Below are 23,602 nucleotides of genomic sequence, written 5' to 3'. Positions count from 1 at the left end.
TCCACGAAATCAGTCCAATCGTCTGGCTTTTCACGATATGTCTAGACATATAGCAGCCTATGGCGGACTGTATCTGACAAACAGCCACGAGAGGAGGCATGCCGTGGTGGCGAAACCCGGAACCGAGCTCCTGCCCTCCGCACTGCCCGTGCAGCTCGTCGACGAGCACGGCGACCGCGCCCCCAGATCCAGAGCCCAGGGGTACGGCATGCCGCCGGCCGAGACGCTGCTGGCCGCGCACCGGGCCCTGGTCATCGGCCGCCGCTTCGACCGGCAGGCCACCAGCCTCGTCAAGCAGGGCCGGCTGGCCGACTACCCCTCCTCGCACGGCCAGGAGGCCAGCGAGGTCGGCGCGGTGCTGGCCGTACGCGGCACCGACTGGGTCTTCCCCACCTACCGTGAAAGCGTCGCCCTGGTCGCCCGCGGCATCGACCCGGTCGAGGTGCTGACGCTGCTGCGCGGCGACTGGCACTGCGGCTACGACCCCCGCGCCCACCGCACCGCGCCCCAGTGCACCCCACTGGCCACCCAGTCCCTGCACGCCGTCGGCGCCGCCTACGCCGCGCGCGCCCGCGGCCTGGACGACGTCGCGCTGGCCTTCCTCGGCGACGGCGCCACCAGCGAGGGCGACTTCCACGAGGCGATGAACTTCGCCGCCGTCTTCCAGGCCCCGGTCGTCTTCTTCGTGCAGAACAACCAGTACGCCATCTCGGTGCCGCTGGCCCGCCAGAGCGCCGCCCCCTCGCTCGCGCACAAGGCCGTCGGGTACGGCGTGCCGGGCGTGGGCGTGGACGGCAACGACGTGGCCGCCGTGCTCGCCGTGGTGGGCAAGGCCGTGGACCGCGCCAGGAACGGCGGCGGCCCCACCCTCATCGAGGCGCACACCTACCGCGTCGAGGCCCACACCAACGCCGACGACGCCACCCGCTACCGGCCCGACGCCGAGGTCGCCGCCTGGCTGGAACGCGACCCGCTGGACCGCATCACCGCCTACCTGCGGGCCGCCGGGCTCCTGACCGACGAGGCCGTGCAGGAGATCACCGCCGAGGCCGAGGCGGTCGCCGCCGACCTGCGCGCCCGCCTGTCAGGCGAACCGGCGGTCGCTCCTGAGGACCTGTTCGCCCACGTCTACGCCGCCCCCACCCCCCAGCTGCGAGAGCAGGCCGCGCGACTGCTGGCCGAACTCGCCGAGGAGGACCGGTGACCGCCACCACCTTCGCCCAGGCCGTCAACGCGGCGCTCGCCGACGCCATCGAGGCCGACGAGAGCGTCCTCGTATTCGGCGAGGACGTCGGGCCGCTCGGCGGCGTCTTCCGCGTCACCGACGGGCTCACCGCCAAGTACGGCGAGCAGCGCTGCTTCGACACCCCGCTGGCCGAGTCCGGGATCGTGGGGATGGCCGTGGGCATGGCCATGAACGGGCTGCGCCCGGTCGTGGAGATGCAGTTCGACGCGTTCGCCTATCCGGCCTTCGAGCAGATCGCCAGCCACGTCGCCAAGATGCGCAACCGCACCCGGGGCGCGATCACGCTGCCCATGGTGATCCGCGTCCCCTACGCGGGCGGCATCGGCGGGGTCGAGCACCACAGCGACTCCTCGGAGGCCTACTACTCGCACACCCCCGGCCTGACGGTGGTCGCCCCCGCCACGCCGTCCGACGCGTACAGCCTGCTCCGCGAGGCCGTCGAATCGCCCGACCCGGTCGTCTACCTGGAGCCCAAGCGGCTCTACTGGAGCAAGGAGGAGGTCACGCTGCCGGTGCGGACCGCGCCCTTCGGCACGGCCGCCGTCCGCAGGACCGGCCGGGACGCCACGCTGGTCGCCTACGGCCCGGCGGTGCCCCTCGCGCTGGAGGCGGCGCAGGCCGCCGCCGAGGAGGGCTGGTCTCTCGAGGTCATCGACCTGCGCACCATCGTGCCCTTCGACGACGCCACCGTCGCCGCCAGCGTCCGTAGGACCGGCCGGGCCGTGGTCGTCGCCGAGGCGCAGGGGTTCGCCAGCGTCGCCTCCGAGATCGCGGCGCGCATCGGGGAACGCTGCTTCCACTCCCTGGAGGCGCCGGTGCGGCGCGTCACCGGGCTGGACATCCCCTATCCGCCGCCCAAGCTCGAGCACCATCACCTGCCCAGCGTCGACCGCGTCCTGGACGCCGTCGCCAGCCTGCAGTGGGAGGACGCGTGACCACCAGCCAGTTCACGCTGCCGGACCTGGGCGAGGGTCTCACGGAGGCGGAGATCGTCCGCTGGCTCGTCAAGGTCGGCGACCGGGTCACGGTCGACCAGCCGATCGTCGAGGTCGAGACCGCCAAGGCCACGGTCGAGCTCCCCACCCCCTACGCCGGCATCGTCACCACCCAACCGGCAGCCGAGGGCGACGTGGTGGCCGTCGGCTCGACCCTCATCACCATCGCAGACCCCACGGACGAACCCCTCTCGCCGCGCACGGGCGCTCCGAATGCCACCCACGAGACAGCCTCGAAGGCGGCGAGTGCGGACGAGTCCCCCGGGAGGGGGCGTTCTGCGGAGTCCCCTGAGGCGGCTCGTTATGTCGAGGAGGAGCGCGCAGGATCCGGCAACGTCCTGGTCGGCTACGGCACCAGCACGACCGGCCGCCGCCGGCGCGTCCCCCGCCGCCCCGCCACCGCGGGCACGGACCGGCCGCTGGTCATCTCACCGGTCGTACGGCGCCTGGCCCGCGAGAACGCCGTCGACCTCACCGCCATCACCGGCAGCGCCCCCGGCGGCGTCATCACCCGAGCCGACGTCACCGAGGCCATCACCGCCTCCCGGACGACCCCGCCCGCGGAATCCGCGCCCCAGACCAGCGAACCCGCGCCCCGCACGGGCACGCCGCTCCCGCTGCCGGTCCTCGAGCGCATCCCGCTGCGCGGCGCCCGCAGAGCCGCCGCCGACCTGTTCACCCGAAGCCGGCGCGAGATCCCGGAGGCCACGACCTGGGTCGACGTCGACGCCACCGAACTCGTCCAGCTCCGCCAGACGCTCAACGCCAAACGCCCGATCGGCCTGCTGGCCCTCATCGCCCGCTTCGTCATAGCCGGTCTGGCCCGCCACCCAATACTCAACAGCCGGGTGGACACCGAGGCGGGCGAGGTCGTCGTCCTCGACGGCGTCAACCTCGGCTTCGCCGCCCAGACGGACCACGGCCTGGTCGTCCCCGTCATCAAGCAGGCGCACAAACTCAGCGCCGCAGCCCTCCACGACGAGCTGACACGCCTCACCGCGGCCGCCCGCGACGGCGCCCTGACCCCCGCCGACCTCACCGGGGGCACCTTCACCCTCAACAACTACGGCGTCTTCGGCGTGGACGGCGCCGCCCCCATCATCAACCACCCGGAAACCGCCATCCTCGGCCTGGGCCGCATCCTCGACCGCCCCTGGGCCGTCGACGGCACCCTGGCAGTCCGCAAGATCGCCCAGCTCTCGTTCGCCTTCGACCATCGCGTCTGCGACGGCGGCACCGCAGCGGCCTTCCTCCGCTTCATCGCCGACTCCATCGAAGACCCCCGGCAAGCCCTGACCACCTTGTAGCCGGAACGCTCACCCAGATCCACCCAAGAGACTCCCGCATTATTGGCTGCCCAGCCCCACCGTTTTCCGGGCACTCCCCGAACCGGTGGCGGCGCCGGGCGAGATTCTTGCCGACGAGAGTGAATCCTTTTGCGGTGTGGTGCCCTCTTATGGGTTGATAGCCACGCTTGGAAGGATTATGTGGATGAGCGACCTCGGGATGCCGGTCTTCATGACCTCGCGCCGGCAGCAAGGACGTGGACATGGCTGATTGGGCGAGCACGCAGCTCATCGAGGCCGCGCAGGCCGGTGACCGCGAGTCGATCACCGCGGTGCTGGACGGCGCCCATTCGCACGTCCGGCGCTTCGCGCACCAGCTTTGCGCGTCCCCGCAGGACGCAGAAGACGCCGCCCAGGAGGCGCTGATCATCCTCTACCGGAAGATCGGCACCCTGCGCGCCACCGGCGCTCTGGCCTCGTGGATGTTCAGAATCGTCAGGAACGAGTGTCTACGCCGCACCCGGCTGCTGTTCGACCGCCCTAACGAGGACGGCGCCGGTCTGGTGACGTCGGCGGAGGACGAGGTCATCCGGCGCCTGGAAGCCGAGCTCGTCGCACAGGCCATCAGGGAGCTGCCGGCGGTTCAGCGCAGAGTGCTGATCATGCGGGATGTCCTGGGCTATCCGGGACGGACGGTCGCGGAGACGCTCGGCTTGACCAACGCCGCGATGAAGTCCCAGCTCCACCGGGCCCGTAGCGCGGTACGGCTCAGCCTGGGCCCCGCCGAAGCCCCGCATGATCCCGAAACCATCAGCGCCTGACCTGTTTTTCACACCAAGTTCGAGGGGGAGTTTCGCCATGCTCGAAATCGGATCGCGCGTGCCCGAAGTGGTGCTCGAGGACACGGATGGCCAGGCCGTCCGCTTGTCCGACTACCGGGGCCGTCATGCCGTGCTGGTCTTCTTCATGCGGTCGACCACGTGCCCGGTCTGCAACGGGCACGTTCGCGACCTCGTCAGGCGCCGCGACGAGCTCGCGGCCGACAACGTCCAGGTGCTCGTCGCGGTCCCTGAGGACCGCCAGGAAGCGGCCGCGTGGAAGGCCAAGCGTCAGGTCCCGTTCACCGTCCTCGTCGGCGGCACCCCGCACGAGATGATCGGCCTGAGCAGGAAGGTCTTCGGCTCCATGCAGCAGTCGGGCAGCATCCTCGTCGATTCCGGAGGCATCGTCCGCCACGCCCACGGCGCCACCATGCCCACCGGCGCCTACGACAAGAAGGGGATCGCCGCGGCCATCGAAGGCCTGCGCACCCACGCGTGAACTCGCGCGCGGCCCTGGACCGCTTCCAGGCCGCCCGCGGCTGGGATGAGCAGTTCGAGGCCGGTCTGGAGCAGGTCCTGCGCGGTTCAGTCTCCGTGGTGCGAGGAGAGGTGGTGCGCGGAGAGGTGGAGCGCGAGGCGGGTCCTGTCGCGTAGGCCGAGCTTGCGCAGGATGCTCGAGACGTGGTTCTTCACCGTGCCCTCGGTGATGAACAGGCGGGCGGCGATCTCCCTGTTGGACGCTCCGGCGGCGACCAGCCGGGCGACCTCCTGCTCGCGCGCCGACAGCCGGTCGCCGCCCGGGGCCGGCCGGCCGCGCCGCACGTCGGCCACCAGCCGCGCGGCGACCGGTGTGTCGAGTACGACCTCGCCCCGGTGCGCCTTGCCGATGGCGTCGACCAGCTCCTGCGGCGAGCAGTCCTTGAGCAGGTATCCGCGGGCGCCTGCGCGCAGCGCGCCGAAGATGTACTCGTCCTCGTCGAACGTGCTGAGGACGATCGCCGCCACCTCGGGGTGCTCCGCCGTCAACCGGGTGATCAGCTCCACTCCATCCATTCCCGGCATCCTGGCGTCGACCAGCGCCACGTCCGGCCGGCACGCGGGCACCTGCCGCAACGCCTCGCGCCCGTCGGCCGCCTCGCCGGCCACCTCGATCCCGTCCTCGATCTCCAGCAGCTTGCGCAGCCCCTGCCGCATCAGGATCTGGTCGTCCACCAGCAGCACCCGGATCATGACCGCGCCACCGGCAGCTTGGCCCGCACCTCGAACCCGCCCCCTTCGGCATTTCCGGCATGTACGGCGCCGCCCAGCGCCCTGGCCCGCTCGTCCAGCGAGGCCAGCCCGAAGCCCGGCATGCCTGCGGCCGAGCCTCCGCCGTCGTCGCCGACCACCAGCACCACACTGTCGCGGTCGAAGGTGAGCCTGCCGTGCACACGGGATGCCCCGGCGTGGCGCAACGCGTTGGTCAGTCCCTCCTGCAGCGTCCGGTACAGGACCAGCTCGGCGTCCGGGTCGAGGCGGCGCTCCGTGCCCTCCACCTCGAAGCTGACCTGCATCCCCGTGCCGTCGAACGAGCCCGCCAGCCGTTCCAGCGCGGCGCTGCCGACGTGCCCGTCCAGCGCCAGCGGGCGCAGCGCCCTGACCCAGCGTCTCGCCTCGGCCAGGGCTTCCGCGGTGAGCTGCTTGGCCTGCCGTACCTCGTCCCAGGCGTCGGCGGGGCGCAGGTCGCGGAAGCGCTCGGCGTTCTCCAGGCCCACCTTGATCACGGTCAGGTGGTGACCGATCGAGTCGTGCATGTCCCTGGCCATGCGGGCGCGCTCCTCGGCCACGGCCAGCTCGCGGACGCGCTCGAGCAGGCCCTGCGCCTCCTCGCGGCGGCGGCGCGCCTCCAGCACCGCCGAGGCCATGCCGAGCACGAACGCCGCGAAGGTCACGCCGACCGCCATCTGCACCACGGCATCGGCCCATCCACGGCCCGGCAGCATCGCCGTGAGCAGGAAGCCGGCTACGAAGACGACCCCGAGGACCGTGGCCGCTAGCCGCATGCCGTACAGGAAGGCCAGGTTGGCGAAGCAGATCAGGACGATCGGCAGGTGCGTCCCCGCCGACCCGGTCATCCCCAGCGCGATCGCGGCCAGCAGGAACGCCGGGGCGAGCAGCTTGCGCCGGCCCGCGGCCGGGTTCCAGGGCAGCAGCAACCAGAGCGCCGCGAGGAGCACCAGGTCGACCGCGAACGCCACGGTGAAGATCGGCAGCTTCTCCCTGGTAAAACCGTCGACCGCGGTGGCCGCGAACACGACCCAGAAGACCACGTCGAACAGCACCGGGCGGTCGGGATCGCGCAGGAGGGCCATGCCCGGCACACTACGGCGATCTTCACGTCGGAGACATCCCGCTCGGGTCACCCTGACTTTGGTCATGCCGAGTTCTATCCCGGGCTCGATGTGCGTGCGGGGCGATCTTCCTAGCGTTCCCGGGTATGAAATCCACGTTGACATCTGTGCTCGTCACGATCGCCGGGCTGTTCGCGTCAGTCTTCGGCGGCAGCCTGCCCGCCTCGCTCCTGTTCGAGCGCACCAGCCCGCTGCGGCAGCCGCTGGTGGTCCTCGGGGTCACGTCCCTGGCCGTCCTGCTCGTCTGGCTGGTCAGGCGCTACCTCGCCCACCGCCCCTGGCAAGGCCTGCGCCTCACCCGCTCCCGGTGGGCGCTACCCCAGGCGCTCCTCGGCGTCGGCGCCGCCATGGCCGCGACCGTCGGAGCCAACGCCCTCTCGGTAGCGCTCGGTGTGACCACCTGGGCGCCTGGTATCGACCTGTCCCAGCTGCTCCTGCTGCCGCTCGCCATCGCGTTCATCGTCCTCGGCCAGGCCTTCCCCGAGGAGCTCTGGTTCCGTGGCCACCTCTTCGACACCCTTTCTGAGCGCCTGTCGCCGCGGGTGGTCCTCGCGGTCACCTCGCTGGCCTTCGGCTCCCTCCATCTGCTGTCCCAGAGTCCCGCCCAAGGCTTCGCGGAGAATCTCCTGTACGTCGTGCAGGCCACCACGCTCGGCCTGGCCTGCGGCGCCGCCCGCTCCCGCACCGGCGCCCTGTGGGCGGCGATCGGCTTCCACACCGGCTACCACATCGGGTACGGCCTGCTCCCCACCCAGCCCGTCCACTACGGCGTGCAACTCGTCATCCTGGCCGCCACCACCACGGTGGCCGCGTCGCTCTTCCTCGTCAGGACCCGCCGAGCACCGAGCCCGCGACCCCAGACCTCGTGATCGCGGGCTCGGGGTGCATAGCAGGTCAGACGTCGCGGCGGCGCAGGACGATCAGGGTCAGGACGGCGGCGGCGAGGGGCCAGAGCGCGAAGGTGATCCACGAGCCGGCCACCGTGGGCAGGGCGGGGTCGGGGCGGAGCTCGGGCAGGCCCAGGCAGGTGCGCCAGACGTAGAGGGGGACCAGCGCGTAGACGTCGTTGAGCCACTGGTGGACGGTCGGTTTGAAGAACGTGGGCGCGACGACCAGCGCGAAGCAGACCGTGACCACGGCGGCCGCGGTGTGCCGTACCAGGGCGCCGATCCCCATGCCGGCCAGCGCCGAGACCGGGGCGAGCAGCGCGTTGGCGGCCAGGACCCGCAGGACGCCGGGGTCGCCGAGGGAGACCGTGACGCCGCGACCGGACATGATGGCCTGGCTGACGGCGAACGTGCCCGCCGAGATGAGCGCGCCGGTCGCCAGCATGACGGCGGCCACGACGGTGAGCTTGGCCGCGGCGACGCGGTGGCGGGCGGGGACGGCGATGAAGGTGGTGCCGATGAGCCCGGTGGCGTACTCGCCGACGACCGTCAGGGCGCCCACGCTGCCGGCGCCGATCATGAGCAGGGCGGCGGCGAAGCCGCTGAACGCCTCGTTGAGCGGGCTGAACCTGGCCTTCTCCATCGGGGGGAATCCCGGCCAGCCGTTGTAGGCGTCGAGGCTGCGCTGGGCGGCGAACGCGACGATGGCCAGCGTGCCGAGGCCCAGCAGCCAGGAGGTCGAGCGCAGGGACCAGAGCTTGATCCACTCGGCGGCGAGCACGTCGCGGAAGCGGGTCATCGCGGGTCTCCGAGCAGGTAGCCGGCGGTCAGCTCCATGAACGCCTGTTCCAGCGAGGCGGTGCGGGGCGCCAGCTCGTACAGCATGATCCGCCGCTGGTGGGCGAGCTCGCCGATGCGGGCGGCGCTCAGCCCGCTCACGGTCAGGCAGTCGCCGTCAAGCCGCACGTCGGCGCCCTCCGAACTGAGGACGGCGGCCAGCTCGACGGGGTCGGCCGTGCGCACGGTGACACCCGCGCCGGTGCCGCGGGCGGCGAACGAAGCCAGGCTCTCGTCGGCGATCAGCTCGCCGCGGCCGATGACGACGAGGCGGTCGGCGGTGTTCTCCATCTCGCTCATCAGGTGGCTGGACACCAGCACGGTGCGTCCTTCGGCGGCCAGGCGGAGGAACAGGCCGCGTACCCAGCGGACGCCCTCGGGGTCCAGGCCGTTGATCGGCTCGTCGAACAGCAGCACGGGCGGATCGCCCAGCAGGGCGGCGGCGATGCCGAGCCGCTGGCGCATGCCGAGGGAGAACCCGCCGATGCGCCGGCGCGCCACCGCGGCCAGCCCGACCTCCTCAAGCACCTCGGCCACCCGGCGGCGGGGCAGGCCGTTGCCGCGGGCCAGCGCCCACAGGTGGGCGGTGGCGGTGCGGCCGCCGTGGACGTGGCCCACGTCGAGCAGGGCGCCGACGTGGCGCAACCCCGCCTTGTGGCGGGTGAAGGGCAGACCGTCGACGGTGGCGGTGCCGCTGGTCGGGCGGTTCAGTCCGAGGATCATGCGCAGGGTGGTGCTCTTGCCGGCGCCGTTGGGGCCGAGGAAGCCCGTGACGTGCCCCGGCCGTACGGTGAACGTCATGTCGTTCACGGCCAGGACGTCGCCGTAGCGTTTGGTCAGTCCGTTGACTTCGATCACGCCGGCAACGCTGCCGTAGGTCAGGGGCCTGCCACAGCCGGCCGCGGGCCAGTCCTGCCTGGCCTCGGGGCGTAGGCCCGCAGGCCGATGCCGGGTGCGGAGGCGGGTCACTACGATCGACGGGTGCCCGACAAAACGCCCAGACCGCCCCTTTGGTCGCGGCTGCCTCGTCATGTGCGGAGGCTGCTCACCTGGTGCGCGGTGGCGGCAGCCGTACCGCCGCTGTATGCCGTGACGCCGGCGGATGGCGAGAGCTTCCTGCCGGTGGGGGCGGTCCACGGGGCCTTCGCGATCGCCGTGGCGCTTCCCCTGGCGTGGGCCGGGCGACGGCCGCTGCCGGTGCTCGCGGTGCTGCTGGCCGAGCTGGTCGCGGCCACGGTGCTGGCGCGGCCCGCCGCGGGAGTCTGGCCGATCTTCCTCGCGGCCGACGTCCTGGTCTGCTGCGTCACGGCCTTCCGGTCGCGGCGGGCGGGCCTGGCCGCGGCGGCCGCCGCGCTGACCGTGCAGGAGGCGGCCTGGCAGGTGGAGCTGCTGCGCGAGGGGCACCGCCTCTCGGCGCCGGCCTTCCTCGCGCTGTCGGTCCTGCTCGGGCTGGGCGTCCTGGTCGCCTGGACGGCCGGCACCGCGATCCGCCAGCGGCGCGAGTACGGCGAGGCGCTGCGTGCCCACGCCGTCACGGCGGAGAGGCTGCGCATCTCCCGCGAGGTCCACGACATGGTCGCGCACAGCATCGGCGTCATCGCCTTCCAGGCGGGCGCTGGCGCCCGGGTCATCGACAACCGGCCGGAGCAGGCACGCGAGGCGCTGAGCGCCATCGAGACCACCAGCAGGGAGACGCTGAAGGGGCTGCGGCACCTGCTCGGCGTGCTCCGCGAGCCGCCAGGCCCGTCCTTGGAGGGTCTGGCGGACGTGGACCGGCTGGCCGAGACGACCGCGGCCGCCGGCGTCCGCGTCGACGTGCGCAGGCACGGGCGCCCGCGTCCCCTGCCCTCGGCCGTCGACAGGTCCGCCTTCCGGATCATCCAGGAGTCGGTCACCAACGTGGTGCGCCACGCGGGCACCGGCCACTGCCGGGTCTCCATCGGCTACGGCAGCCAGGAGCTCAGCATCGACGTCGTCGACGACGGACCCGGCGCCGCCTTCGAGGGAGGCGGGCACGGCATCGCCGGGATGCGCGAGCGGGTCGCCCTGCTGAACGGCGACTTCTCCGCCGGACCGCGCGCCGAGGGCGGCTTCCGCGTCGCCGTGCGCCTGCCGCTGGAGGCGACATGACGATCCGCGTCGTGCTCGCCGACGACCAGCCGCTGATCCGGGCAGGCCTGCGCATGGTCATCGACGCCGACCCGGGCGTCGAGGTCGTGGGAGAGGCGGGGACCGGAGCCCAGGCGATCCAGATGGCCAGGCAGCTGTGTCCCGACGTGGTGGTCATGGACATCCGCATGCCCGGCATGGACGGCATCGAGGCCACCCAGGCCGTCACCGCCGAATCCCCCGCCACCCGGGTGATCATGCTGACCACGTTCGACGAGGACGACAACGTCTACGCCTCGCTGCGCGCCGGGGCCAGCGGGTTCCTGGTCAAGGACATGGCCCTGGAGGACATCCTGTCGGCCGTCCATGTGGTGGCCGCGGGTGACGCGCTGCTCGCGCCCGGCGTCACCCGCCGCCTCATCGCCGATTTCGCCGCCCGCCCCTCCCCCGCCGCCCGGCCGCGCGAGCCGGCGCGCATCACGGCTCGGGAACGCGAGGTCCTCACGCTCGTCGGGCGCGGCCTGTCCAACGCCGAGATCGCCGCCTGCCTGCACATCAGCCCCGCCACCGCCAAGGCGCACGTCGCCAACCTGCTCACCAAGCTCGACGCCCGCGACCGTGTCCAGCTGGTCATCATCGCCTACGACGCCGGCCTGGTCGCCCCATCCGGCTGAGGCTCCGCACCTCGATACGACACATATGCGAACATTGTCGGCTTGCCGTACATCCAAGGTCCTGTGACTCTTGTGACGGGTGATCCGGCGCGGATCGGTGGGTACTGGCTGGCCGGGCGGTTGGGCGCGGGTGGCCAGGGGGTCGTGTACGAGGGCTACGACGCGGCCGGGCGCCGGGTGGCGATCAAGATGTTGCACGGCGCCGACGTGGGGCTGCTCGAGCGTGAGGTGATCGCGGCCCGGCGGATCTCCTCCTTCTGTACGGCGGGGCTGATCGATGCCGATCTGACCGGTCCCCGGCCGTATCTGGTCAGCGAGTACGTCGAGGGGCCCAGCCTGGGGCAGGCCGTACGGGAGGGCAGGGTCTTCGACGGCGGCGAGCTGCACCGCCTGGCGACCGGCGTCGCGACCGCGCTGACCGCGATCCACGACGCGGGCGTGATCCACCGCGACATGAAGCCGGACAACGTGCTGCTGGGCCCCGACGGGCCGCGGGTGATCGACTTCGGGCTGGCGCGGACGCTGGAGATGTCGCTGACCGCGACCGGCCTGATCTCCGGGACGCCCACGTACATGGCGCCGGAGGTGTTCACCGGCGAGCGGGCCGGGGCGCCGGCGGACGTGTTCGCGTGGGGCGGGATCGTGCTGTTCGCCGCGACCGGCAGGGACCCGTTCAAGGCCGAGACGCTCGGCGCGGTCATGCACCAGGTGATGTCGGTCGAACCGGACCTGACCATCCTGCCGGAGTCGCTGCGCCCGCTGGTGCACGCCGCGCTGCGCAAGGACCCGCTGAGCCGTCCCACCGCGCGCGCCCTGCTGCTGGCGCTCATCAGCGGCGACGGGCATCTCGACACCGCGCGCCTGCTCGAGGAGGGCAGCCGCGCCTCGCACCTGAACACACAGGGGCACGATCCCGGGCTCGGCCCGCTGGCCGAGGAGGCGTACGGCCTGCTCGGCCCCGCCGACCGCGAGCTGGCGGCGCAGGTGTTCCTGCGGCTGGTCACGGTCGACGACGAGGGCGACATCACCGTACGGCGGGCCAGGCTGAGCGAGTTCGCCGAGGCCGAGGGCGTGCTGCGGGTGTTCGGCTACCTGCTGGAGATCAGCGGCGAGGAGGTACGGCTGGCCAGGCCCGCGTTACCGCACGCGTGGCCGCGGTTCCGCCGCTGGATCGAGACGAACAGGGACGGCCTGGCCGCCCACCGCGACATCCTGAGCGCGGCGCGCCGCTGGGACGACGGCGGCAGGCGCGACGGCGACGTGTACTCGGGCCGGTCACTGGAGCACGCCCTGCATTGGGCGGCGACCGCCCGGCGGGACATCACGCTGGCCAGAGTGGAACGCGACTTCCTCGACGCGGGCGCGGCGCTCGGCCGGCGCAGGGCGCGCAGGAACCGGCTGGTGTCGGTGACTCTGGCGGCGTTGCTGGTGGTCGCGCTGGCGGCGACCGGGGTGGCGGTCTGGCAGGGCAAGGTGGCCAACGACCGGTTCCGCGTCTCGGAGGCGGCCAGGATCGCGGCGGCGGCCGGATCCGTCAGGGCCACGGACCCCCGCCTGGGCGCCCTGCTCAGCGTGGCGGCCTGGCGGCTGGATCCGACCCCGGAGACGCGCAAGGCGATGAACGACTCCCTCGCCCAGCGCGAGACCACCATGTTCCACGACCCGTCCACCGATCCAGGCACGATCCGCACGCTCAGCTCCGACGGCCGGACCCTGGTCAGCGTCAGCGGCGGCGAGGCCCGCTTCTGGGACGTCGTGACCGGGCGCCAGTCCGGCACGGTGAAGCTGCAGGTCAAGGGGTCGCCGCTGGACGTGGCGCTGAGCCCGTCGGGCACGGTGCTGGTGGTGCTGACGAGCCGGGAGGCTCACACCTGGGAGGTGAAGACGGGCAGGTCGAGCCGGGTCTGGCCGCTGCGCAAGCCGATCGCGGGCGATCAGAGCGACCTGGTGGCCGTCAGGTTCGGCACCGTCGATCGCTACGTGGTGCTGCAGTTGGACAACGACTTCACGCTCTGGGACCTGCGGACCGGCCAGACCACACCGATGGGCGGTTACTGGAACGGCGCGATGACTCCCGACGGGTCCGCCGTCTACATGCACTACCGAGGCAACGCCACGATCGGGAGGTTCGCGCTGCCCAGCATGAAGCTCACCGGGACCAGGCCCGTTCAGGAGTCGTGCGCGTACTGCCCCGATCCGCTGGCGGTGACCAGGAAGGGCATGGTGCTCGAGGTGCTGCCGCAGGGGCGGCTCGGGCTGAGCGGCAAGGACCCGTTCATGAGCGGCACGGTGGTCGACGCCGGCCCGCACCAGTGGAACAAGGGCCGGGTGGTGTTCAGCCCGGACGAGCGGTTGCTGGCCTCGGCGACCGAGAAGCAGATCCAGGTCTGGGGTGGCGGGGTGCTCCTGGTCTCGCTCACCATGGCGGCCTCCGCGGATTCCGCCGAGTCGGCGGCCGAGTCCATGTCGCCTCAGCCGAGATTCGACCCCGGTGGGAAGGTGCTGCGCTACCTGAGCGAGGACCGCGTGTTCTCCCTGGACGTGTCGGCGCTGTCCGCACCCGCCCATTCCGAGATCACCCCGCTGACGGTCAGCCCCGACGGCGCACGGACTGTGGTTCTCCGCGGTGCGGACTCGGCCGACGACGCCTACCTGGACAGCGGCGGCCACAGCGCCCTGCTGCTGCACGGCGGGTCCGAGGAGACGTTCTCCTTCACCGGCGCCGATTTCAGCCCCGACGGCAAGCAGATCGCACTGGGCACCTTCGAGATCTCCCAGAACGGGCCCGACGACGTCAGGAACACTGCCAGGCTGCGGATCCACGACGCCACGACCAGGAAGGAGATCAAGCGGCTCACGGTGAGCGCCGACAGCGAGGCCTGGGTGCGGGGCTTCAGCCCCGACGGCAGCAAGGTCGCGGTGATCGTCCAGACCTCGGACGACTCGTCCAAGGCCGTGCTCCAGCTGTGGGACTGGCGGGCTGGCCGCGCCCTGTGGTCGGTCAAGACGCGCGGCCTGACCGAGGTGTACTTCAACCGCGACGGGACCCGGCTCGCGCTGCTGGCCGATGAGCCCGCGCTGCTGGACGCGGCTACCGGCAGGACCGTGGGTTCCGGCTTCAGCGGCACGGGCCGGGTGACCAAACTGGTCCATGGCGCCTTCACCCGGTCCGGGGAGCTGGTGACCACCGACAACCACGGGCGGCTCACCGTCTGGGATCGGCAGGGCTCGCCCAGGGTGGTCATCCAGGGGCCGTCGGGCGCTCCCAGCGGCCTGGCCGTCTCAACAGCGGAGGACCTGGCCGGCGTGGTGGGCTCCGACGGCCGGGTCCGCCTCTACGACCTGGCGCTCGGCCGGCCGATCGGTGCGCTTCCCGCCGACCGGGGCAGGGTCCAGCTGGCGGCCTTCACCAGGGACGGCGCCCGGCTGATCACCTACGACGATCTCGGCGGGCGCCACGAGCACCCCGTCGCGCCTTCCGCGGTGGCCGACGCGCTGTGCCACCGCCCCTGGCGGCCCCTCACCGAGCAGGAATGGACGGCCACCGTGCCCGACCTCCCCGCCGTGGAGGTCTGCGCATAGGTCGCTGCTTTCTCTGACCAGCACCAAATCTCGGGTGGGCGTTCGCGTTCCGTAAGGTTCCCGCTCACTGCGCGTGATTTGCTGAGGTCGAGGGAGAGGTGCTCATGATGGACGCGCAGTTGCCCCGGGCGGGCCCTGCCTGCCTGGCGATCCTCCGCATCGCCATCGGCCTGCTGTGGATCCAGAACGTGGCGTGGAAGCTGCCGCCCGACTTCGGCCGGGGGACGAAGTCCGGTCTGTTTCTGTTCACCGGGTACGCGGTCGAGTATCCGGTGCTGGCGCCGTGGGCCTGGTTCGTGAAGACGCTGGTGCTGCCCAACTTCGTGTTCTTCGGCTGGCTGACCCTGCTGGTGGAGGCGGGGCTGGGGGCGTTCCTGCTGGTGGGGCTCGCCACCCGGCTCTGGGCGCTGATCGGTGTCGCGCAGACGTTGGCGATCACCTTGTCCTCGCTGAACGCACCGCATGAGTGGCATTGGACCTATTTCCTGATGCTGCTGGCCCACCTCGTCATCTTCGGTACCGCGGCAGGTCGTTACTGGGGCGTGGACGGCGTGCTGCGGGCGGTGTGGTCGCGGGGGTCGGATCCGGTGTCCCGTCTACTGGCGAGGGTGTCATGAAAGCGGCCATGGTTCTGGGCATCGTCTCCTTGGTGAGCGCGGTGCTCGTGCTGGTGAGCAACGCCCGCTGGCAGTTCGTCTCGATGACCTGGCGGACGGCGATCGTCGCGGTGGTGCTCGGCGTGCTGGCGATCGTCGTCTCGCGGCTCGGTCGTGCACGGCTCGTGGCGGTAGTGGGGCTGATCTACCTGCTGGCCGCACTGGTGCAGCTGGTGGAGCTGGGTGTGGGCGCGCACTGGCTGGGCGGGACAGGTTCGACGGTGTCGCTGTGGCTCGGCCTGGGCGCGGGCCTGCTCGCGCTTGGCCTGTACGGCGGGCCGGAGCCGCTGTCCGCCGCCGCCCGGCCTGGGCGTGGGTGAGTCCGGCGCATCAGGTTTAGAGGATCGGACCGTGGGCGGCTGCGGAGACTCCTTACAGGATTATGGCCCTGCCTGGATGGCGGGTGATGGTGTGCGCTGCAAGGCTGATGGTGAAAACGGATTCGGATGATCCGGAGGCTACCTGGCATGCCGCGGACCAGGGAGAACGCCGTGCGGCTACTGGACGCCGCCCAGGCGCCCCTGCTCGCGCGGCGCTACTACGCGCAGGGAGATCCAGGCTCGCTGGTCTCGTCGCTGGCGCAGGTGCCCGAGCTGCTGGAGGTCGCGCTGCCGTTCATCGGCACGGCGCTCGGTCCGTCCGCCCTGCCGTGGCGGACCAAGGAACTCGTCATCGTCCGGGTGTCCGCCCGCGCCCAATGCCGCTACTGCGTGCAAACCCACACGCCTGTCGCCCTCGACGCGGGCCTGAATCGGACCGAGGTGCGCGCGCTGCGCGGCGAACTCGACTACGCCGAGGTCTTCCACGACCCCGCCGAACGGGCCGTCGTGGCCTGGTCCGACGCCGTCGCGGCGGCGAAGGGCCCGGTTGCCCGTGAGGTCCGCGACGCGCTCTTCGAGCACTTCGAGGACCACGAGATCGTGGAGCTCACCATGCTGGCCGGGGCGACGCTGATGCTCAACAGGTTCGCCACCGCGCTCGAGCTGCCCACCAGCGAGGCCACCCTGGCCCGCCTGGCGGCCGAGGAGTTCCTGTGACCATCGCCGAAGCCGTCGCCACCGGAAAGCTACCCGGCCGGGTCTGGCTGTATGCCAACTACCACTGCAACCTGGCCTGCGTCTACTGCCTGACCGAGTCGGCGCCCGGCGTCCCACGCCGCGAGCTCGGCCACGAGCGCATGGTGGAGATCGCCGGAGAGGCCGCCGAGCTGGGCTTCACCGACCTCGGGGTCACCGGCGGCGAACCGTTCCTGCTGATGTGGCTGCCCGAGGCGCTGGCGGAGATGGCCGAACAGCTGCCGGTGCTGGTGCTCACCAACGGCACGCTGTTCACGCCCAAGCGGCTGGAGCGGCTGGAGCCGATCCGCGGCGGCCGGGTGGCCATGCAGATCTCCCTCGACCGGCCCGACCCCGACGCCAACGACGAGATGCGCGGACCTGAGAACTTCCGCAAGGTCGTGGACGCCGTGCCCCGCCTGGTCGAGCGCGGCGTCAGGGTGCGCATCGCGACCACGGTCGAGTCGATCGAGGACGCTGAGCTCGACCGGCTCTGCGCCCTGCACCGCGCGCTCGGCGTCCCCGACGAGGATCACATCATCCGGCCGATCGTCCACCGGGGTCGCGCGGTCGACCACGACCTCGGCGTCACCGCGGGTCAGTACGACCTCCCCGCCGAGTTGACCATCACCGCGGACGGGGCTTTCTGGAGCCCCTTCGGCCCCACTGTCCACGGCGGACTGCTCGACACCGACCTGCTCATCACCAGGACCACCCGGCCGCTGAGCGTGCCCGCCACGGCGCTGCTCGGCCTGGTGGAGAACCGCCCGCCGGGCGACGACGTCACCTTGAACATCCGTTGAGCGTGAACCCTCCAGTGTCCGGTCGGGCACTATCGACCACCGCCGCGGGCGAAGCGCGGGAGCCGAACTCCTCCTGCGCGATGGCGTATGCTCCCCGATCGGAGGCGCATGTGTCCTGGTGGGCGCCCTGGTCTTCAAAACCGGTGGACGGCGCGCCGCGCCGTCGGCGGGTTCGATTCCCGTGCGCCTCCGCTCGGCGAGGACGATGAGCATGGATCCTCGACGCCGTATCCCGCCAACCGACGCCCTGCTCGGGGATCCCCGTATCGCACAGGCCGCCGGAGGTGCGAGCCGTACCATCGTCAAGGCCGTCGTGATCGCCGCGCAGCAGCGGGCCCGGGCTGGAGAGATCGCGCCGGAGGACGTGGTGGCGGCCACGCTGTCGGCGCTCGCCGGGTCCAGGAAGGTGATCAACGCGACCGGGGTGCTCGTGCACACCAATCTGGGCCGCGCGCCGCTCTCCGCCGCCGCCGTCGACGCGCTGGCCGCCGCCGCAGGATGCACCGACGTGGAGTTCGACCTGGTCACCGGCGAGCGGGCGCGGCGGGGACGCGCGACGCTCGCCGTACTGGCGGCAGCCGTACCCGACGCCGAAGACGTGCACGTCGTCAACAACAACGCCGCCGCGCTGCTGCTGGCCGCGACCGCTCTGGCCGCGGGACGGGAGATCGTCATCAGCCGAGGCGAGCTGGTGGAGATCGGCGACGGCTTCCGCCTGCCCGACCTGCTCCAGTCCACCGGCGCACGGCTGCGCGAGGTGGGCACCACGAATCGCACCACCGCCCGCGACTACAGCGACGCGATCGGCCCGGACACCGCTTTCGTCCTGAAGGTCCACCCGTCCAACTTCCGGATCGAGGGCTTCACCGCGGCAGCCTCGGTGGCGCAGCTGAGCGGCCTGCCGGCGCCGGTCATCGCGGACATCGGTTCAGGACTGCTCGAGCCGGAGCCGTCGCTGCCCGCCGAACCGGACGCGCGCAGCGCGCTGCGGGCGGGTGCCGCGTTGGTGACGGCCAGCGGGGACAAGCTGCTCGGCGGCCCCCAGGCCGGGCTGATCCTCGGTCGCTCGGACCTGATCGACCGGCTGCGCAGGCACCCGATGGCCCGTGCCCTGCGGGTCGACAAGCTGACGCTGGCAGCACTCGGAGCGTCGTTGCGCGCGGAATCGCCGACGCGGCTGGCGCTGCACCAGAGCATGGAAGCCCTCGAACTGCGGGCACATCGGCTGGCCGAACGGCTCGGCTGCGCCGTGGTGAACTCCTTCGCCGTGGTGGGCGGCGGGGGCGCGCCGGGCCACCGGCTGCCCAGCGTGGCTCTGGTGCTGCCCGAGCGGTTGGGGCTGCCGCTGCGAAGTGGTGACCCGGCGGTCGTCGGCCGGGTCACCGGCGGCCGGCTCCTGCTCGATCTGCGCTCGGTCCCCGCGGATCAGGACGACGATCTCGCAGCGGCGGTGCTGGCATGCACGTGATCGCCACCGCCGGGCACGTCGACCACGGCAAGTCCACCCTCGTCCGGGCGCTCACCGGGATGGAGCCGGACCGGTGGGCGGAGGAGCGCCGCCGCGGAATGACCATCGACCTGGGCTTCGCCTGGGCCACCCTCCCCTCGGGGCGGCGGCTGGCCTTCGTGGACGTCCCCGGCCACGAGCGCTTCGTCACCAACATGCTCGCGGGCGTGGGGCCGGCCCCGGCGGTGATGTTCGTCGTGGCCGCCGACGAGGGGTGGCGGGCCCAGTCCGCCGAACACCTGGCGGCCCTCGACGCGCTGGGCGTGTCGCGCGGAGTGCTCGTCGTCACCCGTGCGGACCTGGCCGACCCCGGGCCCGCGCTGCGGCAGGCCAGGGACCGGCTGGCCGGTACGGCGCTCGCCCACGTCCCCGAGGTCGTCGTCAGCGGCCGCACGGGAGCGGGGCTGCCCGACCTGGTCGCGGCCCTGGACCGGCTCACCGGGACAGCGGCCCCACCGGAAACCGGCGCGGCCGTCCGGCTGTGGATCGACCGGGCGTTCACCGTTCGCGGTGCCGGAACCGTGGTCACCGGCACCCTCACCGCGGGCACGCTCCGGGCAGGGGATGAGTTGCTGCTGGATGCCCGCCGCGTGCGGGTGCGCGGACTGCAGAGCATGAACGAGGCGGCGGACGCGATACCGGCTGTGGCGAGGGTCGCGGTCAACCTCCGCGGAGTCGAGCGAGACCAGGCGGCGCGTGGCATGACGCTGCTCACGCCGGGGGCGTGGTTGTTCACTGACATCCTGGACGTACGGCTCGCCGGCCCCCGGATGGACTCCCGGCGGAGATCGGGCGCCGAGGCGGTGTTCCACATCGGGTCCGCGGCCGTCGCCGCTCGCGTACGCGTCCTCGGCGGCGACCTCGCCCGCCTGACCCTGGCGCGGGCGTTGCCACTGCGGATCGGTGACCGCGGGCTGCTACGCGCCGACGGCATCATCCGGGTCGACGTGCTCGACGTCCGGCCTCCCTCTCTGGTCCGCAGAGGCGCGGCGGCCGCCCGGGCGGCCGAACTGGCCACCGGAACACCGACCGCGGGCGATCTCCTGCGCCGCCACGGCCTGATGCGCCGTTCCGAGCTGGCCGCGATGGGCGTCGTGACCGACGTGGCCGCCGTCGCAGGGGAATGGCTCGCCGACCCCGCGCGCTGGGCTCAGCTGGCCGAACGCCTCACCGCTCAGGTCGCGAACTACGCCGGACGCCACCCGCTGCGCGCGGGAATCTCCCTCGAAGAGGCGCGGGCCGCGCTGGACCTGCCGGAAAAGCGTCTGGTCGAAGCGCTCGTCCGGCCGCCGCTCCAGGTCCGCGCGGGACGCATCCTGCCACCAGGAGCCACCCTGCCGGGGCCCGTGCTTGCGGCGGTCGAACAGGTGCTGGCCGACCTGTCGGCGGCGCCGTACCGGTCGCCGGATTCCGCGCGGCTGCGCGAGCTCGGGCTCGACACCGAGGCACTCGCGGCGGCCGTGCGAGCGGGATTGCTGCTGCGGATCGGCGAGCACCTCGTGCTCGCGCCGGGCGCCGACGTCCAGGCGCGAGGCGTACTCGCCCAGCTGCGCCGGCCTTTCACGGTGAGCGACGCCCGCCGCGCTCTCGGCACCACGCGCCGCGTGGCCGTACCGCTGCTGGAGCATCTCGATCGGGAAGGCCTGACCCGCCGCGTCGACGGCGAGCGGCGCATCACCCGATGACAGGCTTCGTCAGTGGGCAGGGCCGGTGGATACGACCTGTGGCGCGTCGCGGATGGCCCGGGCGGCGTTGATCAGGCCGATGTGGCTGAAGGCCTGGGGGAAGTTCCCGATGGGCTCCCCGGTGATGGAGTCGACCTCCTCGGCCAGCAGGCCCACGTCGTTGGCGCACGACGCCGCGGTCTGGAACACCTGCTTGGCGAGGAAGTCCTCACCCGTCAGGGCAAGGGCGTGGGCGAGCCAGAAGGTGCACAGGAGGAACGTGCCCTCCCGGCCTTCCAGCCCGTCGGCGGCGTGGTACCGGTGCACCAGGCCGCGGGCGTCGGTCAGCTGCGCGGCGACGGCGTCCACGGTGGCCCGCACCCGGGGATCGTCGCCCGGGAGGAACCCGACCAGGGGCATCACCAGCGCGGCGGCGTCCAGGTCTGTGCCGGTGAAGGTCTGGGTGAACGCGCCGACCTGCTCGTTCCAGCCGTGCTCCAGGATCGCGGCCCGGATCTCGTCGCGCGTACGCGTCCAGTCGGCGACCCGGTCGGTGGCCCCCAGCAGGGAGGCGAGGGCGATGGCCCGGTCCAGGCCCACCCAGCACATGAGCTTGGAATGCAGGAAGTGCCGGCTGGGACCCCGTATCTCCCACAGGCTCTGGTCCGGTTCCTGCCAGCGGCGGGCGGCCGTCTCGGCCACTCCTACCAGGAAGGTACGGACGAGCGGGTCGAGGTGGCCGGCGTCGCGGTAGATCTGGTGGGCCGCGTCGAGCAGCTCGCCGTACACGTCCGCCTGGCGCTGCTGCCAGGCGTCGTTGCCGACGCGCACGGGAGCGCTGCCCCGCCAGCCGGACAGGTGGGGCAGCGACCGTTCACTCAGGTCGCGCTCGCCGCCCACGCCGTACATGATCTGCAGGTCCATGCCGAGGTCGAGCCGGGTGGCCGAGGCGCGGGCGAGGAAGGCGAAGAACTCGGTCTCTTCCATCTCGCACGCGGCGGTGGACAGCGCTTGCAGGGTGAAGCTGGTGTCGCGGATCCAGGTGTAGCGATAGTCCCAGTTCCGCTCCCCGCCGACGTTCTCGGGTAGCGAGGTGGTGACGGCGGCGACGATGGCGCCGGTGGGCGCGTACGTCAGCGCCCGCAGGACCCGCCCGCTCTGGCCGACCAGGTCCTGCCAGGGCCCCTGGTAGCGCGCGTGCAGCTTGGACCAGGAACGCCACCCCGCCGCGGTGTCCTCGATGCGGCGGCGGATGCGGTGCGGTTGCCGGCGTGACGGTTCGGCACCCCAGGCCCAGCTGGACTCCAGGGCGAAGCCGAGGCGTTGCCCGGCTCGCAGCGTGACCGTGGTGTCCGCCACCGAACCACTCACCCGCAGGTCGACGGGGGTCGACAGGGTGAGGAGGTTGGCGCCGCCGTGCGCGACGAGGGCGCCGTCGACCTGTTGCATCAGTGGCTGGACCAGGCCGAACTCGGGGCGTGGCGCGTACACCACTTCCACCGGCACCTGCCCCTCGACGCAGGTCACCAGGCGGAGGAGGACACCCGGCGAGGACGCGCCCAGCGCGTGCCCGCGTTCCCGCCGGCCGAGCGCGAGAGCGTCGAGCACCACCACGGTCCCGTCCGGACCGTGGAAGGTGGTCTCCAGCACCAGGGTGTCGTCCAGGTATCTGCGGGTGGCCTTGCCAGGCCGTGAGGGACGGATCGACCAGTACCCGGCATCCTCGTCGAGCAGCCGGCCGAAGATCGACGGGCTGTCGAAGCGCGGCACGCAGAGCCAGTCCACCGAGCCGTCGGAGGTCACCAGGGCCGCTGACCGGCAGTCCCCCAGCAAGGCGTAGTCGCTGATCGGTCGTGTGCTCACCGGAGCCCCTTTCAGCCGCCAGAGGGCACGCCGCCGACCTGCAGCTCTTAGCCAAAAGTCCGGAATGCCCCCTTTCAGGCATTTTAGCTTGCCGCTATCAGGCGCTCCCGTAACGTCATCGCACCCCATGGCGTCCGGCTCATCACCTCATGCCCGCCAGCGACGCGCGTACCCTGGCGATCAGCTCGGGCGGCAGCGGGGCGTAGCCGAGAAGCGACAGGTTGGACTGGCCCGCGTTGCTGGCGGCGTAGTCCAGGAAGCCGCGCAGCAGCGGTTGCGAGCCCTTGGCGCAGGCGATCTCATAGGTGACAAGCACGATCGGGTACGCTCCCGGCTGCTTGACCGTGGGATCGAGCTTGATCGCCAGGTCCCCGCCCACGCCGACGACCGTGGCGCCGACCAGGGCCTGGCTCGCGCTCTCCGGCGTCAGCGTGACGTACTCGCCCGCGGCGTTCTGCACCCTGGCCAGGTGCAGCTGGGCGCCGCTGGCGTAGCCGTACTCCACGTAGCCGATCGAGTCGTCGGTGGTCTTCACCGCGTCGGTCATCTCGGGCGACCCCCTCACGCCCTCGCCGCCGGGCGCGAGCCACGTCATCGAGGGCTGGTACGGCCAGCCGCCCACCTGGCTGAGGAAGCTGGTCAGGTTCTTGCTGGTCCCGGAGTCGTCGGAGCGGTGGAAGGCCCGGATGCCCACGTGGGGCAGGTCGGCGCCCGGGTTCTCACGGGCGATCGCGTGGTCGTCCCACTTGGTGATCTTCCCGCTGAAGATGCCGGTGAGAGTGGTGGGCGAGAGCTTCAGGTCGGGCACGTCCATCAGGTGGTAGATCACCGCGATGGGTCCCACCACCATCGGCAGATGCAGCGCCCGGCTGCCGCAGCGCCTGTCGGCCTGCACCCGCTGCTCGGCGTTCATCACGTAGTCGGAGCCGGCGAACGCGGCATGGCCACGGATGAAGGTGCGCACGCCTTCACCCGATCCGACGGGATGATAGATGATGTTCGCCCCCGGGACGATCCTGGTGAACCCCGCCCGCCAGGCGTCGATCGCGCTGACCTGTGCCGTCGAACCCGCGCCCACGATCGTCGCCGCCTGTCCCGGCAACGAGCTCACGCTCTGCTCCTCGCCGCACGCGGCCAGCGCGACCGCCGCCAGCAGGGCAGCCGCGCCGACCGCAGTCGCGTTTCCCACATCTCAGACGCTATGGACGCACGCTGATGACTTCCTGC

Annotated in this window: 21 protein-coding genes and 1 tRNA gene; 16 read left to right on the top strand and 6 right to left on the bottom strand. The window is 72.0% G+C overall.

Going from position 1 to position 23,602, the window contains the following annotated elements:
- The first annotated feature begins 106 nt into the window (after window positions 1-106).
- From pdhA to ACIBHX_RS06770, 5 genes are all read left to right on the top strand, one after another.
- A complete protein-coding gene (gene pdhA, locus ACIBHX_RS06790) occupies window positions 107-1,204 on the top strand; it encodes a pyruvate dehydrogenase (acetyl-transferring) E1 component subunit alpha (RefSeq protein WP_397064923.1) in 1,098 nt (365 codons plus the stop codon).
- Window positions 1,201-2,181 carry an alpha-ketoacid dehydrogenase subunit beta gene (locus ACIBHX_RS06785; protein WP_397064922.1) on the top strand — a complete coding sequence of 327 codons (981 nt, stop codon included), beginning with the start codon at window positions 1,201-1,203 and terminating at the stop codon, window positions 2,179-2,181. The genes pdhA and ACIBHX_RS06785 overlap by 4 nt, the downstream gene beginning before the upstream one ends.
- The gene (locus ACIBHX_RS06780; RefSeq protein WP_397064920.1) at window positions 2,178-3,548 is read left to right on the top strand and encodes a dihydrolipoamide acetyltransferase family protein; all 1,371 of its coding nucleotides are present in this window, start codon (window positions 2,178-2,180) and stop codon (window positions 3,546-3,548) included. The genes ACIBHX_RS06785 and ACIBHX_RS06780 overlap by 4 nt, the downstream gene beginning before the upstream one ends.
- A gap of 242 nt (window positions 3,549-3,790) precedes the next feature.
- Window positions 3,791-4,348: an RNA polymerase sigma factor gene (locus ACIBHX_RS06775; RefSeq protein WP_397064918.1), complete on the top strand. Its 558-nt coding sequence runs from the start codon at window positions 3,791-3,793 to the stop codon at window positions 4,346-4,348.
- Between the two features lie 37 nt (window positions 4,349-4,385).
- Window positions 4,386-4,847: a peroxiredoxin family protein gene (locus tag ACIBHX_RS06770; RefSeq protein ID WP_397064916.1), complete on the top strand. Its 462-nt coding sequence runs from the start codon at window positions 4,386-4,388 to the stop codon at window positions 4,845-4,847.
- Between the two features lie 86 nt (window positions 4,848-4,933).
- On the opposite strand, the gene ACIBHX_RS06765 is transcribed toward ACIBHX_RS06770, so the two are convergent.
- Both ACIBHX_RS06765 and ACIBHX_RS06760 read right to left on the bottom strand, forming a co-directional pair.
- Complete coding sequence (locus ACIBHX_RS06765; RefSeq protein WP_397064915.1) at window positions 4,934-5,578, bottom strand: response regulator; 645 nt, start codon at window positions 5,576-5,578, stop codon at window positions 4,934-4,936.
- A complete protein-coding gene (locus ACIBHX_RS06760; RefSeq protein WP_397064913.1) occupies window positions 5,575-6,699 on the bottom strand; it encodes a sensor histidine kinase in 1,125 nt (374 codons plus the stop codon). The genes ACIBHX_RS06765 and ACIBHX_RS06760 overlap by 4 nt, the downstream gene beginning before the upstream one ends.
- A gap of 125 nt (window positions 6,700-6,824) precedes the next feature.
- Here ACIBHX_RS06760 and ACIBHX_RS06755 point away from each other — a divergent pair, with 125 nt between their 5' ends.
- Window positions 6,825-7,607 (top strand): lysostaphin resistance A-like protein, encoded by a 783-nt coding sequence (locus ACIBHX_RS06755; RefSeq protein ID WP_397064911.1) that lies wholly within the window; start codon window positions 6,825-6,827, stop codon window positions 7,605-7,607.
- 25 nt (window positions 7,608-7,632) lie between these two features.
- On the opposite strand, the gene ACIBHX_RS06750 is transcribed toward ACIBHX_RS06755, so the two are convergent.
- Both ACIBHX_RS06750 and ACIBHX_RS06745 read right to left on the bottom strand, forming a co-directional pair.
- Window positions 7,633-8,424, bottom strand: a complete 792-nt coding sequence (locus ACIBHX_RS06750; protein WP_397064909.1) for a hypothetical protein — start codon at window positions 8,422-8,424, stop codon at window positions 7,633-7,635.
- Entirely contained in the window at window positions 8,421-9,320 is a 900-nt protein-coding gene (locus ACIBHX_RS06745; protein ID WP_397064907.1) for an ABC transporter ATP-binding protein, read from the bottom strand. Before ACIBHX_RS06745 ends, ACIBHX_RS06750 begins: the two co-directional genes overlap by 4 nt.
- A 174-nt stretch (window positions 9,321-9,494) precedes the next feature.
- Here ACIBHX_RS06745 and ACIBHX_RS06740 point away from each other — a divergent pair, with 174 nt between their 5' ends.
- From ACIBHX_RS06740 to selB, 10 genes are all read left to right on the top strand, one after another.
- Entirely contained in the window at window positions 9,495-10,592 is a 1,098-nt protein-coding gene (locus ACIBHX_RS06740) for a sensor histidine kinase (protein WP_397064905.1), read from the top strand.
- Window positions 10,589-11,245, top strand: a complete 657-nt coding sequence (locus ACIBHX_RS06735; protein ID WP_397064903.1) for a response regulator — start codon at window positions 10,589-10,591, stop codon at window positions 11,243-11,245. The genes ACIBHX_RS06740 and ACIBHX_RS06735 overlap by 4 nt, the downstream gene beginning before the upstream one ends.
- 72 nt (window positions 11,246-11,317) lie before the next feature.
- Window positions 11,318-14,827 (top strand): protein kinase, encoded by a 3,510-nt coding sequence (locus tag ACIBHX_RS06730; protein WP_397064901.1) that lies wholly within the window; start codon window positions 11,318-11,320, stop codon window positions 14,825-14,827.
- Between the two features lie 104 nt (window positions 14,828-14,931).
- Entirely contained in the window at window positions 14,932-15,444 is a 513-nt protein-coding gene (locus tag ACIBHX_RS06725) for a TQO small subunit DoxD (protein ID WP_397064899.1), read from the top strand.
- The gene (locus tag ACIBHX_RS06720; protein ID WP_397064897.1) at window positions 15,441-15,803 is read left to right on the top strand and encodes a hypothetical protein; all 363 of its coding nucleotides are present in this window, start codon (window positions 15,441-15,443) and stop codon (window positions 15,801-15,803) included. Before ACIBHX_RS06725 ends, ACIBHX_RS06720 begins: the two co-directional genes overlap by 4 nt.
- 147 nt (window positions 15,804-15,950) lie before the next feature.
- On the top strand, window positions 15,951-16,520 hold the full coding sequence (locus ACIBHX_RS06715) for a carboxymuconolactone decarboxylase family protein (RefSeq protein WP_397064895.1): 570 nt from the start codon (window positions 15,951-15,953) through the stop codon (window positions 16,518-16,520).
- Window positions 16,517-17,341 (top strand): radical SAM protein, encoded by an 825-nt coding sequence (locus tag ACIBHX_RS06710; protein ID WP_397064893.1) that lies wholly within the window; start codon window positions 16,517-16,519, stop codon window positions 17,339-17,341. Before ACIBHX_RS06715 ends, ACIBHX_RS06710 begins: the two co-directional genes overlap by 4 nt.
- A 100-nt stretch (window positions 17,342-17,441) precedes the next feature.
- Window positions 17,442-17,533, top strand: a tRNA-Sec gene (locus ACIBHX_RS06705).
- Window positions 17,534-17,552: 19 nt separating this feature from the next.
- Complete coding sequence (gene selA, locus ACIBHX_RS06700; RefSeq protein WP_397064891.1) at window positions 17,553-18,809, top strand: L-seryl-tRNA(Sec) selenium transferase; 1,257 nt, start codon at window positions 17,553-17,555, stop codon at window positions 18,807-18,809.
- Complete coding sequence (gene selB / locus ACIBHX_RS06695) at window positions 18,800-20,533, top strand: selenocysteine-specific translation elongation factor (protein ID WP_397064889.1); 1,734 nt, start codon at window positions 18,800-18,802, stop codon at window positions 20,531-20,533. The genes selA and selB overlap by 10 nt, the downstream gene beginning before the upstream one ends.
- Before the next feature lie 9 nt (window positions 20,534-20,542).
- Here the strand turns inward: selB and ACIBHX_RS06690 are convergent, their stop codons facing one another.
- Entirely contained in the window at window positions 20,543-22,375 is a 1,833-nt protein-coding gene (locus tag ACIBHX_RS06690) for a glycoside hydrolase family 15 protein (RefSeq protein WP_397064887.1), read from the bottom strand.
- A 142-nt stretch (window positions 22,376-22,517) separates the two neighbouring features.
- On the bottom strand, window positions 22,518-23,564 hold the full coding sequence (gene pstS / locus ACIBHX_RS06685; protein WP_397064885.1) for a phosphate ABC transporter substrate-binding protein PstS: 1,047 nt from the start codon (window positions 23,562-23,564) through the stop codon (window positions 22,518-22,520).
- Window positions 23,565-23,602: the final 38 nt, after the last annotated feature.

Origin of the sequence: Nonomuraea sp. NPDC050536 (assembly GCF_044457685.1) — a bacterium.
Lineage (GTDB): Bacteria > Actinomycetota > Actinomycetes > Streptosporangiales > Streptosporangiaceae > Nonomuraea.
This window is presented reverse-complemented; position numbering and strand designations above follow the sequence as displayed.